Annotated in this window: 15 protein-coding genes; 5 read left to right on the top strand and 10 right to left on the bottom strand. The window is 27.4% G+C overall.

Features of this window, described 5'->3' with window-relative positions:
• Positions 1-20: 20 nt before the first annotated feature.
• From NL43_RS03910 to NL43_RS03905, 3 genes are all read left to right on the top strand, one after another.
• The gene (locus NL43_RS03910; protein ID WP_069592736.1) at positions 21-425 is read left to right on the top strand and encodes a DUF126 domain-containing protein; all 405 of its coding nucleotides are present in this window, start codon (positions 21-23) and stop codon (positions 423-425) included.
• 199 nt (positions 426-624) lie between these two features.
• Entirely contained in the window at positions 625-846 is a 222-nt protein-coding gene (locus tag NL43_RS08145; protein ID WP_084790394.1) for a heavy-metal-associated domain-containing protein, read from the top strand.
• Between the two features lie 11 nt (positions 847-857).
• Positions 858-3,059, top strand: coding sequence for a cation-translocating P-type ATPase (locus NL43_RS03905; RefSeq protein ID WP_084790393.1), 2,202 nt, complete (start codon positions 858-860; stop codon positions 3,057-3,059).
• Between the two features lie 45 nt (positions 3,060-3,104).
• Here the strand turns inward: NL43_RS03905 and truD are convergent, their stop codons facing one another.
• Together truD and NL43_RS03895 are read right to left on the bottom strand one after the other, a co-directional pair.
• Positions 3,105-4,355: a tRNA pseudouridine(13) synthase TruD gene (truD, locus tag NL43_RS03900; RefSeq protein WP_069592735.1), complete on the bottom strand. Its 1,251-nt coding sequence runs from the start codon at positions 4,353-4,355 to the stop codon at positions 3,105-3,107.
• A 68-nt stretch (positions 4,356-4,423) separates the two neighbouring features.
• Positions 4,424-4,864, bottom strand: a complete 441-nt coding sequence (locus NL43_RS03895) for a hypothetical protein (RefSeq protein WP_069592734.1) — start codon at positions 4,862-4,864, stop codon at positions 4,424-4,426.
• Positions 4,865-5,011: 147 nt separating this feature from the next.
• Here NL43_RS03895 and NL43_RS03890 point away from each other — a divergent pair, with 147 nt between their 5' ends.
• Positions 5,012-6,268 (top strand): DUF1616 domain-containing protein, encoded by a 1,257-nt coding sequence (locus tag NL43_RS03890; RefSeq protein WP_069592733.1) that lies wholly within the window; start codon positions 5,012-5,014, stop codon positions 6,266-6,268.
• 38 nt (positions 6,269-6,306) lie between these two features.
• Here NL43_RS03890 and NL43_RS03885 read toward each other — a convergent pair whose 3' ends face one another.
• The 8 genes from NL43_RS03885 to NL43_RS03850 form a co-directional block, all read right to left on the bottom strand.
• On the bottom strand, positions 6,307-7,626 hold the full coding sequence (locus NL43_RS03885) for a UDP-glucose/GDP-mannose dehydrogenase family protein (RefSeq protein WP_069592732.1): 1,320 nt from the start codon (positions 7,624-7,626) through the stop codon (positions 6,307-6,309).
• Between the two features lie 35 nt (positions 7,627-7,661).
• Positions 7,662-9,251, bottom strand: a complete 1,590-nt coding sequence (locus NL43_RS03880) for a hypothetical protein (protein WP_069592731.1) — start codon at positions 9,249-9,251, stop codon at positions 7,662-7,664.
• A gap of 27 nt (positions 9,252-9,278) precedes the next feature.
• Complete coding sequence (locus NL43_RS03875) at positions 9,279-10,667, bottom strand: undecaprenyl-phosphate glucose phosphotransferase (protein WP_069592730.1); 1,389 nt, start codon at positions 10,665-10,667, stop codon at positions 9,279-9,281.
• Between the two features lie 81 nt (positions 10,668-10,748).
• Positions 10,749-11,606 (bottom strand): glycosyltransferase family 2 protein, encoded by an 858-nt coding sequence (locus NL43_RS03870; protein WP_069592729.1) that lies wholly within the window; start codon positions 11,604-11,606, stop codon positions 10,749-10,751.
• A gap of 12 nt (positions 11,607-11,618) precedes the next feature.
• Positions 11,619-12,578: a glycosyltransferase family 2 protein gene (locus NL43_RS03865; RefSeq protein WP_069592728.1), complete on the bottom strand. Its 960-nt coding sequence runs from the start codon at positions 12,576-12,578 to the stop codon at positions 11,619-11,621.
• 40 nt (positions 12,579-12,618) lie between these two features.
• On the bottom strand, positions 12,619-13,371 hold the full coding sequence (locus NL43_RS03860) for an ABC transporter ATP-binding protein (protein ID WP_069592779.1): 753 nt from the start codon (positions 13,369-13,371) through the stop codon (positions 12,619-12,621).
• A gap of 22 nt (positions 13,372-13,393) precedes the next feature.
• Complete coding sequence (locus NL43_RS03855) at positions 13,394-14,182, bottom strand: ABC transporter permease (RefSeq protein WP_084790392.1); 789 nt, start codon at positions 14,180-14,182, stop codon at positions 13,394-13,396.
• A gap of 129 nt (positions 14,183-14,311) precedes the next feature.
• Positions 14,312-17,179 carry a glycosyltransferase gene (locus NL43_RS03850; protein WP_069592727.1) on the bottom strand — a complete coding sequence of 956 codons (2,868 nt, stop codon included), beginning with the start codon at positions 17,177-17,179 and terminating at the stop codon, positions 14,312-14,314.
• Between the two features lie 138 nt (positions 17,180-17,317).
• Here NL43_RS03850 and NL43_RS03845 point away from each other — a divergent pair, with 138 nt between their 5' ends.
• Positions 17,318-18,031, top strand: a complete 714-nt coding sequence (locus NL43_RS03845; RefSeq protein ID WP_069592726.1) for a DUF4012 domain-containing protein — start codon at positions 17,318-17,320, stop codon at positions 18,029-18,031.
• Positions 18,032-18,066 lie beyond the last annotated feature (35 nt).

Genomic DNA, 18,066 nt, shown 5'->3' with positions numbered 1-18,066 from the left:
TTGAGGAGGCAACATACTGTATGTCTACAAATATTAAATGTAGAAAAATATCAAAAGGAAAAACTACTGGTAGTGCTATTGTAACTAAAGATTCTATTAGTTTTTTAGGTGGAGTAGATCCTAAAACAGGAATTGTTATAGATAAAAAACATGAATTATACAATCAGTGTATTACTGATAAAATATTAATAATACCTTCTGGTAAAGGTTCTACAGTTGGTTCATATGTTATTTATCAAATGGCTAAAAATAATACTGCTCCAAAAGCAATAATTTGTCAAAATGCTGAACCTATAATTGCAATTGGTGCTTTAATTTCAAAAATACCTATGGTTGATAATCCCGATAGTGATGTAGTTACTACAATAAATAATAATGATAATATTACTGTAGATGCAGATGAAGCTTTAATAACAATTAACTAATCTTCTTTTTCTATCTTTTTTATTTTTTTAATTTTTTATTAATACTTTTTTTAAGCCTAATCTTTAAATATAACAATAATTATATTAACATATATTGATGTTTTGATTTTTATAAAAAACTATATTTAGGTAAGACTAAATTAATATATTATTGAAAACAAATATAAAAATACAAATAAAATAAGAAGGAGTGAAAATAATGAGCAAAGAAGATACATTCATAGTTGAAGATATGCACTGTAATGCATGTGTAAACACAATTACAAAAACACTAACAAACAATGAAAACATAACTGATGTAAACTGCAATCTTGATTCCAAAGAAGTAACAGTTACTTATGATGACCAATTCGATGTTGAAGAAGTACTAAGTGCATTAGATACAATAGGATTTCCAGCAACTATCAAAAAAAAACCATAAATGTTGGTGGAATGACTTGTGTAATGTGTTCACGAGCAGTAACTTCAGCAGTATCAAAAACACCTGGAGTCTATTCTATACATGTTAATTTAGTGTCAGAAACAGCTGATGTAATATATAATCCAAAAAGTATAACAATAGAAGATATAGGAGATAAAATTGACAGTATAGGATACGACTACATGGGTATTCACGATAATAATTCTATTAATAATAATATAATTGAAGAAAAACGAGCAAAAAATCAAAGACAAAAAATATATAGAATTATTGTTGGATTCTTTTTTTCAATAATTTTAATGGCTATAATGTTTGGTGACTTCGGTTTAGGCGAAAATAAATCCTACATATCATTAGCAATTTCAATTATACCATTTATATATGTAGCATATCCAATATTTAACTCTGGATTCAATGCTCTAAAAAATAAAAACTTAAACATGGATGTCATGTACACATTAGGTATGAGTGTTTCCTTTGTAGCTAGTCTACTAAGTACATTTAACTTACTAGGCTCATCACAATTCATGTTATATGATACAAGTATCATGTTAGGTGCCTTCCTAATGCTAGGAAAATACCTTGAAGACAGAGCAAAATCCAAAACATCAGATTCAATAAATAATTTAATAAACTTAAAAGCAACAGAAGCTACTGTTGAAAAAATGAATCAAGATGGAGAAATATTCCAAGAAAAAGTTGACATAAATAATGTGCTAAAAGGAAACATAGTAATAGTAAAACCTGGAGAAAAAATACCAATTGATGGTCAAATAATAGAAGGTACAAGCTATGTTGATGAATCACTAGTAACTGGGGAATCAAAACCCGTACAAAAAGAAGTAGGGGATAATGTAATAGGTGGATCCATAAACAAAGATGGTTCTTTTAAAATCCGTGTAACAAACACAGGAGATAAAACAGTACTTTCACAAATTATATCAATGGTACAAGATGCACAAAACTCAAGTCCACCTATACAAAAACTTGCAGATAAAGCAGTAACATTATTTATACCAGTAATTCTAATAATTGCAATAATAACATTTATCATATGGTATGGTGTATTTGGAAGTCCATTTTTATACAGCTTAAGCATATTCATATCAATAGTTGTAGTAGCATGTCCATGTGCACTAGGTCTTGCAATACCTACAGCACTAACAGTAGGTGTAGGATTAGCAGCTAAAAATGGAATATTAATAAAAGATGGTGAAACACTGGAAGTATCTGAAAAAATAACACATGTATTACTTGATAAAACAGGAACAATCACAGTAGGTCATCCAGAATTATCAAATATTATAAATTATTCAGATAAAAGTGATGAAGAAATACTAAAAATTTCACAATCAATAGAACAATATTCACAACATCCAATATCTTCAGCATTATTTAACAATGAAGAAAAAACAGGATTTGAATTATATGCAGTAGAAGATTTTGAAAACATATCGGGTAAAGGAGTAAAAGGTAAAATAAATGATGAATATTATTTCATTGGTAATAAAAAATTATTGATAGAAAATAATATAAACATACCTGAAAATATTCTAAATGATCTTGAAAAAGAAGAACTAGATATGAAAACAAGTATTATTCTAGCTAATACAAATGAAGTAATAGGAATAATATCTGTTGAAGATATTATAAAAGAAAATAGTGTAAAGGCTATTGATGAATTACATAAAATGAATATCAAAACAACAATGGTTAGTGGAGATAATAAAAATAGTTCCAATAAGATTGCAGAAAAAGTAGGAATAACTGATGTAGTTTCAGAAGTTTTACCACAAGGAAAACTAGACTATGTTAAAAAACTACAAGCAGATGGTGAAATAGTTGCATTTATTGGGGATGGAATTAATGATGCTCCATCACTCACAAAATCTGATGTAGGTATCGCGATAGGTACTGGTACTGATGTTGCGATAGAATCAGGGGATATAATCTTAATTAATGGGGATTTATTAAATGCAGTTGCTGGAATTCAAATAAGTAAGAAAACAATGTCAAGAGTAAGACTTAACCTCTTCTGGGCATTTGCATATAATATAGTATTAATTCCAATAGCTGCAGGAGTACTAATTCCATGGAATATATTTTTCAGACCAGAATTCAGTGCTTTAGCAATGGCATTAAGTTCAGTTACAGTAATTACATTATCTTTACTACTTAGAAGATATACGCCCGAAATATTTGTAGATGAATAAAAAAGTTTATTCATCTTTTATCTTTTTTTTAAAAAATAGTTTTTTTTAGATATTCTTTTTTATAATTTCACGTAGAACTGCTGTAGCATAACATCCTCGTGGAATAAAGAATTCTACTCTAATTCCATTATTAATTTCCTCTACATGGGTATCTTCAATTTTAAAACGTATAGATCTACGTACACCATGGCTACCAAGTTTTGGTGTTTTTGGACATTCAAAAGATTTTTTTGTAATATTTTCTTCCTTAATTACTTTTTCTTCAATTTCTCCTTGAATACCTTCTGCTAATGGAACTTTAGATCCAAGAAGGGGTGCTGTAGGATTCACAGTGAAATTATTTATATCCTCTTCAATAGTAGTTTCATCAATTTCATGAATCCATCTTTCTTCTTGGTCAATAATTATATCTCCAGGATAATATTTGTTAATACCTATTTTTGAACGTTCATTTATTATCTTATTAAATAAGTATGATTCATATGCATTTACAAACATTCTTTTCAATGGTTTAGGTAGTGATTCTATAGCTTTGATGTAATCTTTTTCAGTAATTTCTCCTCGTTTTTCCTTTGCATGTATTAATTCTTTAAGCATGGATTTTTCATATCTCATACTTTTTGGCATAAGATTATATGATTCCTGTAATTTACCTTCATCATATAATTGTCTTGCTTCATGTGGCTGATTGTGTTCATTTTCATTAGGATTACCAATATATGTGTCTACTGCTTTTTTAATATCACTTTCAACTAAGCATTTACCAACAAGATGGGTTGTAGAACGAACTTCTCCAAATCTTTGATATCCATAATAGTTGGGAACTCCGGTTATTTTTAGTGATTCCAGAACTTCTTCTGCTATTTTTTTATCTTCACAGGGATCATCAGTATTTTTTATATTTATTTTAAATTTATTTCCCTTTAATTGTCCCATACGAAGTTTTTTCTGGTTTTGTTTAATATCTAGTACTTTTACATTATGAAGTACTTCTTCAAAGTTAGGTAATTCTTCTGGTGTTATATTGCTGATACATAGCCATTGTCTTGTTATTGCAGATCTATCTTTCATTCCTGCAAAACCTGTTCTTTTACGACTAATATGTAATGCTCTTGCCATGTCTAGTACAACATCAAGTGTTGTTCTACCATTTTTTTCTATTTGTATCCAAGTGTTTGGTCCTTCTCCTGTAGGTAGTGCTAGGGGAACTTCTTCAACATAGAAATCTTCATTTAATTCTCTTATTGTTCCATTAGTTCCTTTATTATTTGTTATGAATGTTTCTGCATTTAACATGATTTATCTAATCCTTATATTTTAACTATTTCGTGTAATTACTTTAAAAAAAGAGGGGGTGACGTGTTTTATTCTACATAAGCAGGGTTATATGTATGAGAATTATCTGAACTGCTTGAACTACTATCAGAACTACTTCCAGAACTAGAACTACTACTTCCTGAGCTTCCAGAATTTCCTGAACTACTTGAACTACTTCCAGAACTTCTAGTATTTCTTCCTGAAGTTCCTTGGCTACTACTTGATGATGTACTTGAAGAGGTACTTGACTGTGTACTAATTGATTGTTGTGATGATGTGCTTTGTGAATTATCTTGATTGCTGGTGGAATCAGCTATATCGGTTGATATATTTTCTGTTGTATTATTGTTATTGTCCGTTATTAATTCTATTAAACCATCATCAGTATTAGTGTCATTGGTTAAGTAAGGTATAGCACTGTATATGGCGACTATTAATAATATGATTATTATTGGTATTGATAGTAAAACTATTTTTTTTTCTTCCATAAGAATATCACGGTCTCATAGTATTATTTTAATTAATTGTTATTATGTATTATTTTTATAAAAAATGTATAATAAACTTTAAGAATTAATAATTAAATAAATATTATATAATATAATTCTTTTAAGAGAAATGAAGGGGGGAAACCTATGGTTAATAAATCATCAAGAAATATGATTATTCTATTAATATTAACATTGATATCTCTTGTCATAGTTGCATTTAATTTAGTTAATGATGCATATATAATTATAGCATTATTTGCAATAGACTTTATGATTGTAGGTATTGCAGCTACTGCTATTATTTATCCAGGATTATCATTTAAGAAATTAATTAGAAAATTTATATTGATAATAATATTTGGTATTATTTTCTCATTAATAAGTACAGTGGTCATGTTAAATATGTTAGATGTATCTGTGGGAAATATAGTTTTAACACTATCTGTAATTAGTTTTATATTACTGTTAATTGCAATACTTAGGAAAAGACGTATAGGTAATTCTGATAAAATTAGTCAAAAATCATCTGATAAACAAGGTATTTCTAAAAGAGATAATATAGATAACTCAGGTTCTGAAGAAAAAAACACACCTATACCAAGAACAATATTTGCAATATGTGTATTATGTATTGCTTCATTAATTGGAATGGAAGTACCACCATTTAGTATAATTCCATTATGGTTTGGTTTATGTGTACCATTTATTGTATTTATTCCAGGATATTATCTGATAAACATAGTACTTCCTCGTAAGGATGAAATAGAATTCTATGAAAGAGTAGGTATTGCAGTATTTACTAGTCTTATAATCACATCACTAATAGGACTTATATATGTACAACTTAATCACATGCTTAATATGAGACATGTATCTATGGTTGTTGTATTGTTCACATTATTTATAATAGTACCATGGTACATCTATAGACTACGAAAAATAGATGTTCGGGATAGATTCAGCAGTAGAAAAACAAATATATTACTAATATTAATTACAGGTATAGTGATTGTATGTGTAATAGGATCAGGGGTTTATTCAACAACACAAACAGTAGATCAAGGAAATACAACATTTGTAATTGAGGGTATTAATAAAACTGTTGATGAAAATGGATATTGTAATTTTACAAATGGTGAAGTAGTAAATAGTACATTCACAGTTACAAATAATGAACATAAAGCAATGAATTATACAGTAAAAGTAGAAGTACATAATGATTCAGTAGATAATGTATTATCTGAAGAAACATTCTCATTAAATGATGGAGAATCAATAACACGTCCAGTTAATATGACTATGGGTCTTGGACAAAAAGATATACAATACGTGTTATATACTGGTAATAATACTCCATACATAATACGTCATTTATATGCAAATGTATCTGAGGAATATTAACTAAAAATAAGAAAGAATGTTATGTTTTTTGTAGGGAATTATTTTCCCACAGCATAATATTCAAATCCTAATTTTTTCATATAATTATTTTCATATTGATTTCTACCATCAAAAATAATATTATTTTTGAGATAAGATTTAATTTTATTAAAATCAGGACTTCTAAATTCTTTCCATTCAGTTATTAAAACAATAGCATCAGCATTTTCTAGAACTGAATATTTGTCTTCATAATAATTAATATTCATGTCTTTGAAATAAAATGTTTTAGCAATATCTATTGATTGTGGATCATATACATTTATAGTAGCACCTGCTTCAAGTAATTCCTTGATTATTATAATTGATGGAGCTTCACGCATATCATCTGTCTCTGGTTTAAATGAAAGGCCCCATACTGCAAAAGTATAATCGGATAAATCATCACCAAATGTATTTTTTATTTTATGAACAAGATATTGTTTTTGTGAATTATTAACTTCTTCAATACTTTTTAGTAATTTAGGTTCATAATTATTGTCTGTTGCAGTTTTTATTAAAGCAGTAACATCCTTAGGGAAACAACTTCCACCATATCCACATCCGGGGTATAGGAAACTGTGGCCAATTCTTGAATCACTACCAATTCCTTTTCTAACATAGTCAATATTTGCTCCAATCTTATCACAAATATTAGCAATTTCATTCATGAAAGAAATTCTGTTAGCTAACATGGAATTAGCAGCATATTTTGTCATTTCAGCACTTCGAACATCCATTAGAATCATACGTTCATGATTTTTTGTAAATGGTTCATATAAGTTTTTCATATACTCTGCAGCATCACTATTATCAGTTCCAATTACTACTCTATCTGGGTGCATGAAGTCATTTACTGCATTACCTTCTTTTAAAAATTCTGGATTTGATACAACAGTTACATTATATTTTTTATTTCTTTTTTCTAGTTCTATTGTGATTATTTGTTTTACTTCATCAGCTGTTCCAACAGGTACTGTGGATTTATCCACAACTATCATGTCATGTGTCATGTTTTGTCCTATTTCTTTTGCTACTTGTTGAACATACTGTAAATCTGCACTACCATCTTCTCCCATAGGTGTTCCAACTGCAATAAAACATATTTCTGAATTTTCCAGTCCTTCTGTTAATTGGGTTGTGAAGTGTAGATTTCCTTTTTTGTAGTTAGTGTCTATTAAATCTTTGAGACCTGGTTCATATATAGGTACTATTCCCTTTTTGAGTGATTCTATTTTTTCTTCTATAACATCAACACAGTATACTTCATTTCCCATTTCCGAAAAACATGTTCCTGTTACTAGTCCTACGTATCCTGTTCCTATAATTGTTATGTTCATATTAATTCTTTCCTATTTTTTTTTATATTGTTTTATTATTTGACTTTACAAATTATAAATCTATCATTTTCAAATACTTTCTCAGTACTACTTAGTTTTATTGTTTCAAAGTTATTCTCATTAATTTCTTTGGTAAAGTAATATGATGGATAGTAACTTCCATTTACATATTTAACATTTAAATTATCATTTTCTGTTGAATTAGGAAGTACTAAGCTTTTATCATACACTATATAACCTATACTTTCATTTTTTAGTGTAGTGTATGATGATTTAGTTAGTGATTTATTAGTATATACATCAAATGCATAGTGTAGAGGTATTTCATCTACACTTGAAATAATTGTTCCAAAATATTGATTATTGATTAGTATTGATTTGTTTTGTGTATCTTCTGTATTGAACCAAGTTATTACTTCTGTTTCATCTACTGTAGGTGGAGCTATTTGAAATGTTGAAATTTCAGTACTGGTTGATGAATTTGTAGTTGACGTATCATTTATTGCACTATATCCAAATCCAAATGATATAATAATTAATAGTATAATTAATATTTTACCTATTTTAATATTTTTGTATGATACTTGTTTGATAAACTTAGAAACACCATAACCTCCAAGAATAACAGTAGGCATAATGAAGTATATTAACATTCTAAATGTATGAACTGGTATTCCAAACCAATGAAGATTACTAAAAATAAATGTAATCAAAGCCCAACAAGATATAAACAATAATTCCTTATTTTTAAATGAATAAAATAAACCTAAAACTCCAAATATTAAAGGAAGTATTCCTATACACTTAATATATCGTTCTAAACCCATAGCTTTTTGATTTATGAATAGTGAAAATGGATCAGATGTTATTGAAAAAATACCATCTAAGATTTGTGTTAAATAATGAGAATTACTTGAAAATAATAAAAACAATGCAACTACTCCCATAAATCCAATTACTAAACATACAATAATATAACTTGTTATTATATTACTTCTTCTATCAATAACAGTTTGAGTAACCATCAATGCAGTTAATAATATCACATAATAAATAAATGATGAAAAATGTATTGAAAGTATTAGTAAAGCAATAATTGCTGAAAACAATGAATATACTTTAGACTTATTTTCAAGAGTAGATAAATAAAAGAAATAAATACCCACAATGAAAAAGAGGATAGCTATAGATTCAGGAATTGGCAAAATCATTCTAGTAAATATAAAACTTGAAATTAATAACAATCCTGATGTAAATCCTGCCACTTCATCATATAATTTATATGAAATAAACATCACAATAAGTACACATATTACGGGTACAATAACCTGTAAAAGTCGTGCTGCATTAATAAAACTACCTTGAGTAATAATTGAAGCTATTATTAATAAAATATGAAACAATGGTGAATAACCAATGACTTTTCCATGAGGTGCATTAAGATAGGGATCTACACTAGTTAATCCATGATGTAAGTATGTTATTGCATAATTTATATGAATATAAATATCCCAACTTAAAGGCCAATTAGATGATAATGTGACTATTAGTGCTAATATTAAAACCAGTAGTGCTGGTAAAATCCAAAAATTTTTACTAGTTAATCTTAAATTCAGTTTATTCACCTTCTTTTTTTAATTTTTCTCATTTAATTAATATGCATTAGGATCAGTTAATAATGTTCTTAGAGTTTTAAAAAATATTTTAATGTCTAAGCTAATTGACCAATTTTCAACATAATAGATATCATGTTCTATTCTTTTAACAATAGATGTATTTCCTCTATATCCATTAATTTGTGCCCATCCTGTCATTCCTGGTTGTACATGATGTTTTATCATATATTTAGGAACTGTTTCACGAAATTTATTTACAAAGAAAGGTCTCTCAGGTCTAGGTCCAATAAGACTCATTTCACCCTTTAATATATTATAAAATTGAGGTAATTCATCAATACTTGTTTTTCTAATAATTTTACCTACTTTGGTTATTCTAGGATCATTTTTCTGAGTCCAGTTTTCATCATCAATATATTCATTTTCGGAATACATACTTCTAAACTTATACATGAAAAAAATCTTCCCATTTTCTCCAACACGTTCTTGTTTATAGATTACAGGACCTGTTGATGTAAGTTTTATAAGTATTGCTGTAACAAGTAATAATGGTGAAATAATTATAGAAACTATAATTACAAATAAAATATCAAAAATTCTTTTGATAATCTTATTATATGAAATATCAAGAGGTAAGTATCTAACACTTATTAAGGGTATATTATCAATTAATTCAATACTTGGATTGGATGTAATATACCTGTAATAATCAGGAACGATATCTGCCCTAACACCCATCTTTTCACAACTTTCCATAATATATTCTAATCTCGTATAATGCCTTGGTGAAATACTAACAATAACTCGGTCAATCATAACTTTACTTAATATATTTTCAATATCATCAACAGTTCCCATTACTTTAATATCATTCACTGTTCCAATAACATTATCATCTAGGAAACCAACTACTTTATAACCAAGGTATGTGTTAACATGAATTGTATCTACCAGTTTTCTACCAACTTCACCAGCTCCTACAATTAAAATATATTTTATATTAAATCCTCTTGTTCTAAGTACACGTAATATTCCTCTAAGTATTGCACGTTCAATAATTGCAAGAATAAGATTTACTACTAAAAATATTATTAAAAAATTCACGGGAACTATAAGTATGTCTAATGTACACATTACTGATAAAAATAAGTATTCAATGAAATTTGCTTGTGCAATCTTGGATGATTCTGAAAAAATACTTCTATTAGTTCTTTGAGGAGTGTATAACTTAAACATATAATATAAGAATAGATAAGATGGTATTAATAAAATAAATAAAACTAAAGTGGTTTCAAAATTAAAATGATAATTAAAACCGTGTTTTTCGAAGAGAGGGGAATTTATGAATAATATTGATATTAATAAAACGAATATATCTAACATAACATTTAATATGTTGAATACTTGTTGATTTTCTCTTATCATAGTCTTTCCCTCAATAATATAATAATATATATTTTTCATATCTATTAAAAATTATTAAAGTATATTGTAATAAATTTTTTTTTAAAGATAAGATATAATTAATTTAAGATAATATAATGTCCATATACTTAAATGGGTTATTATGTTAATTAAAAAATTATCTGTCTCTTTATAATGTTTATCGTAGAATATAGCCATAGATTTATGAAATGCATATAATAATTTTTTATTTTTACCACTACCGCCTTTATAATGAATAATTTCATGAGCACCATAATAAATTACGTCATAACCTAATTCTTTAATATTATAACATAATTCAATATCCTCTCCATACATGAAATAAGATTCATCTAATCCATCACATTCTATAAATATGTCTCTTGGAATTAACATGTATGCTCCAACAATACAATCAACAGGATATATTCCATTATCATCAAGGTATGATAAATTATACTGGTTGAAATGTTTACTATTTGGAAATAATTTTGAAAGACCAGTCATTCTATAAAATGATACTTTGAATGTTGGAAAAGATCTACGACAAGCCTTGTCAAGACTGCCATCAGGTAATGAGACTTTACAACCAAGAGCACCTATATTTTCATGTTGAATAATATAATTAAGAGAAGCATTAATAGTTTTATCTTTTACTACAACATCACTATTAAGTAATAAAATATAATTACCACATGAATTATTAAAACCTATATTATTTGCATAGGCAAATCCACCATTAGTTTTACTTCTAATAAATTGAATTCTATTGTTATTTCCAAAATCTTTAATTAATTTTTCTAAACTATTATCAATAGAAGCATTATCTACAACAATGATCTCATAATCTATTTTTTTAATAGTATTTAATAACGAAGTCAATGTATTTTTAGTTAAATTATATGTGCAGTAATTTACAATTATAATTGAAAGATCCATAGTTTATCTCCATTAAAAGGGGTATTTAAATACATTTTTTATCATGAGAAATTCAATTTTCAAATAATTATAAAATGATATGTCGGATGTTCTAGATAGTTTTTTTCTAGTTTTAATTCCTTCATGTATACCATCTAGGTAATATGTACCATAACCCTTTTTACTAAAAAAGATGTATTTAATAAGAATACCTATAAATATGAATGGACTGTTAATAATCTTCATCCATAAAGACCAATTTTTATAGATTAAATATATATTATTTCTTGCAGAAAGTTTTACCTTAAATGGATTATGTTTTGATCCACTAGTAGCACTACCATAATGATAAACATGGGCGCCTGCGGAGTAATATGATTTATAGCCATGTAGACGAGATCTAAAACTTAAATCCATATCTTCAACATAACTTTCAAAGTTATCATCAAAAAATCCTATTTTATCAAATAAGTCTCTTTTATATAATGCTGCTCCAGCACATGCACTAAATACTTCACAATCCTCACTATATTTACTAATTTCATGATTAAAACCTATCTTTTTACTCCAACCAAGTATATTATATTCATCACCTGCATCATCAATATAATCTGGGTTATGATACTGAATCATTTTGGATGATACTGAAAATATTTTTGAATCATGTTCAATTGTTTTAAGTAAATTATCAAGACATTTTTCTGTTACAATGGTATCATTATTTAATAAGAATACATATTTCGTTTTTGATGCTTTAATTCCTTGATTCACTGCATATGCAAAACCCTTATTTGTTTTATTTTCTATTAATGTTATATCTGGAAAATTAGTTTTAATAAATTTAACACTATCATCTATTGATGCATTATCAACAATTATGGTATTATGGGGTGTTTTAATTTTATTTAATGAGTTTAATAAGTTATTTAATAATTTTCTATTATTGTATTGGGGGATTATAATTGTAATTTGAGGATTGGATTTATTAATCATTAAAATCAACATAAAATTTTTTATAAAAAAAAGAAAGGAATTATTTTGTTATATTATTTACATGTTTCATGTATTGATTACATATCTTGTTAACTTCACCTTGAGCAACAACTTTTCCATGATCTAACCATATTGCCTTGTCACATAAGTCTCGAACTTGGTTTATGGAATGTGATACAAATAATAATGAAACATCTCCTTGCATCATTTCATTCATTCGTTTTTTACATTTTTTTTGGAAAGATGCATCTCCTACAGATAATACTTCATCTAATATGAGTATTTCAGGGTTTATTGAGGTTGCTATTGAAAATGCTAGACGAGATTTCATACCTGAAGAATAATTTTTCACAGGAACATCTATAAATTCACCTACTTCTGAAAATTCGACAATTTCATCATATTTTTTATTCATTTCTCTTTTTGAATGTCCTAGAAGTGATCCATTAAGATAAATATTTTCAGTACCTGTGTAATCTGGGTCAAAACCTGCACCTAAGGCTAGTAGTGGTGCCATTTGACCTTTTACATTCACTGAACCTTTAGTAGGTTTCATAACACCAGATATTATTTTAAGAAGTGTACTTTTTCCAGCACCATTTAATCCAATAAAACCTACTCTTTCACCCTTTTTAACCTGTACTGAAACATCTTGTAAAGCCCAAAAAGATTTAAAACGAAGTTCTCGTTTCAATGCTTTAATTACATATTCCTTTAAATTATCAGTTTTAATCTGGCTCATATTAAATTCCATACTGACATTTTTAACGTCAACTACTACATCATCACTCATTCTAATCCCTTTTTGTCCCTTATTAAATGTATAATATAAACTTATCTTGGTATCTGTATAGTAATAATAATCCAATTATTACAAGTATGACTCCACTAACCATTGCGTATATTAATGGATACATAGGATATAATTGGCCATATAGGAAGCAATCTCTTAAACATACAATCACTTGGTATAATGGATTATATGTTTGTATAAATCTAAATGCAGCAGGAACTATGTCTTCTGGATAGAATAAAGGCATACCATACATTAAAAGCATCATAAATACTGAGTATAAATGTTCTATATCTCTGAAGAATACATTTAAAGTCCCCATGATAAGTCCAGCACCAAAAGTCATTAAAATTAATGCAAGTATTGGTAAACTGGTAAATATTATGAATACTGTGAATTTCACATGTAATACTAACATTATAACAAATAAAATTACTAATGATAATAAAAATGTGATGAAGTTGGATAATACACTAGATAATGCATAAATGTATTTAGGAACATATATATTTTTCCAAATAGAAGAACTATTAACCATGCTCTTCATAGCCATACTAGAACCACTTCTAAAGAATTGGTAAGCCAAGAAACCTGTTAAATAAAATACAGGATAGTTCTGCACGCGATGGAATAATGTTGAAAAAACAATTGTTAATACAATCATCATTAGTAAAGGGTCAAGAAAACTCCATAAAATCCCTAAAACAGATTTACGATATTTAATTTTAACATCTCGTCTAACCAATTCACTTAATAATGATCTAAATCTATATAAGTTTGAAAATTTACCTTTCATTTGATTATTTTCCATTTCAATGCCTCATAATTTCATATTAAGTTAATTATTATTTAATTAAATAAATCTAAAAAAATAACAAAATATTGGTATATATCTAAATATACTTTTATTTTTTAAATATTTTATATATTTCTATGAATATTAATTCCATACTTCAAGTATTCTTTCGACTCTATTTGAATAACTATGCTTTTGAACTATATTTTTATCATAAACCTGTTTTTTACCTAGATTTTCTTTAATTAATCTATCTAATTCTTTTGGATTTTTATAAGTTTTCACTTGATTATTAAATAAGTTATCCATATCTATATCATCTGAGATTATACAAGCACCACATGCTACCGCATCAAATATTCGATTTGAAATAAATCCCTTTTCTCTCATATCATCCCAGTGATCATTTAATAAAATATCACATGATGAATATGCTTTATGAAGTTCTTTATTAGGTATATGTTCTCCATGGATGTACTTTGTATCAATTAAATTATTCCAATTTGCACCATACACTGCTAAATCATATTCTGTGGGTAGTAAATCCTTTAAAATCTTTCTATAAATTTCTCTAGAATTACCTACAAATAATAGTTGATGTTTATAGTGCTCGTCATATTCTGGATAAAATCTATCTGGATCTGTACATTGTAGTAGACAACTTACAGGAACATTAACTTGTTTTCTAATATGATTGCTCCATTTATCTGATGCAATAAATACATGATTATATTGATTATATTCATCAGTATCAATCATATCTGGGTGGGATATATTCCACATAATATTATAATGCTGTGTTTTGGGTTCATACTTTGATAATCCTCTCAAAACAAGTACCATATCAACAATAGAATCACCAGAATCATTCCATTCGGGTAATATTTGTATTTTAACTTCATAATTCTGTTTTAAAAATTCTTTTTCAAGACCTTCTGCAACATAGAAATCACCCCATGCATGAGTTTCATTCCAGGAAGGAACTGGTATTTTTATAGCAATCTTTTTTCTATTAATATATTCTTCAAGCACGTGTTTTAATGTGTTTGCTCTTTGAGTATATGTATGTTTGTTTAGTATAATTTCGTTTAGTTCACTAATTTTATTTTTCATTTCATCAGGATGTGTTAAATAATATGTTATTAATTCATTTAATTCTTCAGATGAATGATATTCTGGTATTTTTCCATCAAGAAGCTCTTGATTTCCAATAGAACCATTAGTTAAAACTAATTTACCTGATGCTGTTGCATCAAATACTCTACTATTTACAGATCCAAATTCTCTTGTCACATGATTAGCATCATCTAGTACTATTTTTGTTGAAGCATAAACTGAGGGTATTTCTTCATAATTAATAAATCCTTTATGGTATTTTTTTAGTTGGGATATCTTGTTCCAATTAGCTCCATAAATATTAAATTTATAGGCTATGTTTTCTGGATTTAAACAGTTTACTATTTCACGTTCTGCATCCCAATAACTACCAGTAAAACAATAATCACAAGAATATTCTTCTTTTGGTGGAATGGTTTCATTAAACATTTCAGGGTCTGTAGCTAATGGGTAGAGTATTGTTTTCTTTCCAGTTTTATCTTGTATATAATCACATGCTTTCTGACTACTTGCTAAGATAATATCATATTTCTTGAAAAAGGGGGCATCTGTCCAGCGTTTAAACCAATTTCTAGGCCATGCTATCTTAATTAATAATCCATTATCTGATTTTATTTTTCTTAAATCATATCTGTCAAGTAATGATATAATTACATCTATATCTTCATCAACATAGTACCAGTTCTTTTGACTTTTAGATGGACGTTGTGCAAGATACTTAATATTCCATCCAAATTCTTCTAATTTATTAGCAAGAGTTAAAGCAGTAAAATAATCTCCAGCAGTAGTGTTTTCATCACTCTGTGTAACTACAAATGCTACTGTTAATGATTTGTCTGTGAAAATATGTTTACTTTTAAGTTTATCCATTAATAATTCATGTCTTAGCCAAGTGTTCCATTTTTTTATGAAAATTTCTTTATTATTTAATCGACGATTTTTAACATCTTCATTATTATTTGTTTCCTGAGTACCAAATTCATAATGGTATAGTATAGCGTTTGGATTAAAATAATTAGTGTATCCTTTTTTATGAAGTTTTAAACATAAATCAACGTCTTCATAGCCGTACATATATTTTTCATCAAATTTATCTACATCTATGAATGTACTTTTTTTAATAAGTAATGTTGCAGCAGTAACTGCTATTATAGGAATAGTTTCTTTATTTTTTTGTGATATAAATTCTTCACCATTATCTTTGTTAAATGGTTTTATAAATCCATCAGATTCCTTAAATATTATTCCTGCATGTTGTGTTGTATATGATTTTTCCTTGTTAATTTTTGAAATAGAACAATCGGGGTAGAATAGATGAGCACCAACAGCACCCACATTATCTTTAGTTAGTATAGTGTGCATCATATGGTTAAGAAAACCATTTAATGGTTGTATATCGTTATTTAGAAATAATAAGTATTCTCCAGATGCTATTTCACATCCTTGATTATTTGCATATGAAAATGATTCGTTATTCTTATTTTGAATAACTTGCACAGGTATTTCTGGAAATTTATTCAATATGTCAAGTGAATCATCACTAGAAGCATTGTCTATGAGTATTAATTCATAATTTGGATAATAATCACTGATACTCTTAAATGAATTAAGAAGGCGAGATAAATGGTGTTTACCATTATGGTTTACAACGATTATAGAAACAAGAGGAGCAGTTTCATTAAACTCTGGAATCACTTCCTTATTATTTTCTTCTAAAATAGCTGAATTAATTTGTTCCATTTGTTCTTTTGTTAATATACGTTTGGGTCTGCGTCGTTCTTCAATTCTTGAATTAATTTTATCTTTCAGTATATTTTTTGAATCAGACATTTCATGTTTAAGCTTCCTTAATTTTTTGAATTCATTAGTATCTCTGATAAATTGAGGTATTTTCAATGCTATGCGCTCCCATAAATATAATTTAATATATATTCTTTAATTCATTGTATAAAATATTATAATTTTTCAATAATAATTATTAAATACTTTAATCAAAAAGTTATACATAATAAAAAAAATTTATAGATGATTATAATGGTATCTAAGAAAAAAATAGTTTTAATTGCAATCATTGCTCTTATTGTAGTGGTAGGAGTTTATCTCTTAGTAAATTATCATCAAGCAGAAACATCATTTTCAGGAGAACATCATATATTAGTATTATGTACTGATCCTTCTGAAAACCGTCCTGGTGTAGGTGCAGTGGATATGGCATTTGTTGTCACAGTAACTGATGGTAATGTTGGAAATATAACTCCAGTATATCCTGGAGGTTTAGCACATCCAACTTTAACACCTACTGCTGATATGCAAGCTGAAGGATTAAATTTATGGTATTTACATGATTCCTTATGGAGTGATGATTTAGAAAATGGTACAAAAATAGCACAAGAAATAGTTGAATATCATACTGGTATGACAACTGATTTTGTTGTAATAGTAACTCCAACTGCAATTGATGCATTAATTAATGCAGTAGGTCCAGTATATTCTGATGGGGAATTAGTAGAAAATGTAAGTTCTATTGATTTCTTAAGAGAAGATCAGTCAAATAATGGTGCAACAAGAGGAGATGCAGTAGAAGGATTAGCTCAAGGAATCATAGAGTCCGCTCAGAAAAATAATAATAAAGCTGATTTAATTAAAGCTGCATTAGAACAATATACTGCAGGTAATATTCAAGCAGTTCCTGCTGACAAATTCTCACAATTTGTATCTTATGAGGGTTTTAATAGTCTTCTAGGATAATTTATATAAATTATTCCTTTAAATTTCCTTTTTTT

Origin of the sequence: Methanosphaera sp. WGK6 (assembly GCF_001729965.1) — an archaeon.
Taxonomy (GTDB): Archaea; Methanobacteriota; Methanobacteria; order Methanobacteriales; family Methanobacteriaceae; genus Methanosphaera.
Note: the sequence above shows the minus strand (reverse complement) of the source record. Positions and strands in the feature narration are given on the sequence as shown.

Coding starts and splice junctions, on each gene's coding strand:
- NL43_RS03845 (WP_069592726.1), top strand. CDS start 17,318: ATGGTATCTAAGAAAAAAATAGTTTTAATTGCAATCATTGCTCTTATT.
- NL43_RS03895 (WP_069592734.1), bottom strand. CDS start 4,864: ATGGAAGAAAAAAAAATAGTTTTACTATCAATACCAATAATAATCATA.
- NL43_RS03870 (WP_069592729.1), bottom strand. CDS start 11,606: ATGGATCTTTCAATTATAATTGTAAATTACTGCACATATAATTTAACT.
- NL43_RS03890 (WP_069592733.1), top strand. CDS start 5,012: ATGGTTAATAAATCATCAAGAAATATGATTATTCTATTAATATTAACA.
- truD (WP_069592735.1), bottom strand. CDS start 4,355: ATGTTAAATGCAGAAACATTCATAACAAATAATAAAGGAACTAATGGA.
- NL43_RS03885 (WP_069592732.1), bottom strand. CDS start 7,626: ATGAACATAACAATTATAGGAACAGGATACGTAGGACTAGTAACAGGA.
- NL43_RS03855 (WP_084790392.1), bottom strand. CDS start 14,182: ATGGAAAATAATCAAATGAAAGGTAAATTTTCAAACTTATATAGATTT.
- NL43_RS08145 (WP_084790394.1), top strand. CDS start 625: ATGAGCAAAGAAGATACATTCATAGTTGAAGATATGCACTGTAATGCA.
- NL43_RS03910 (WP_069592736.1), top strand. CDS start 21: ATGTCTACAAATATTAAATGTAGAAAAATATCAAAAGGAAAAACTACT.
- NL43_RS03905 (WP_084790393.1), top strand. CDS start 858: ATGACTTGTGTAATGTGTTCACGAGCAGTAACTTCAGCAGTATCAAAA.
- NL43_RS03860 (WP_069592779.1), bottom strand. CDS start 13,371: ATGAGTGATGATGTAGTAGTTGACGTTAAAAATGTCAGTATGGAATTT.
- NL43_RS03875 (WP_069592730.1), bottom strand. CDS start 10,667: ATGATAAGAGAAAATCAACAAGTATTCAACATATTAAATGTTATGTTA.
- NL43_RS03865 (WP_069592728.1), bottom strand. CDS start 12,578: ATGATTAATAAATCCAATCCTCAAATTACAATTATAATCCCCCAATAC.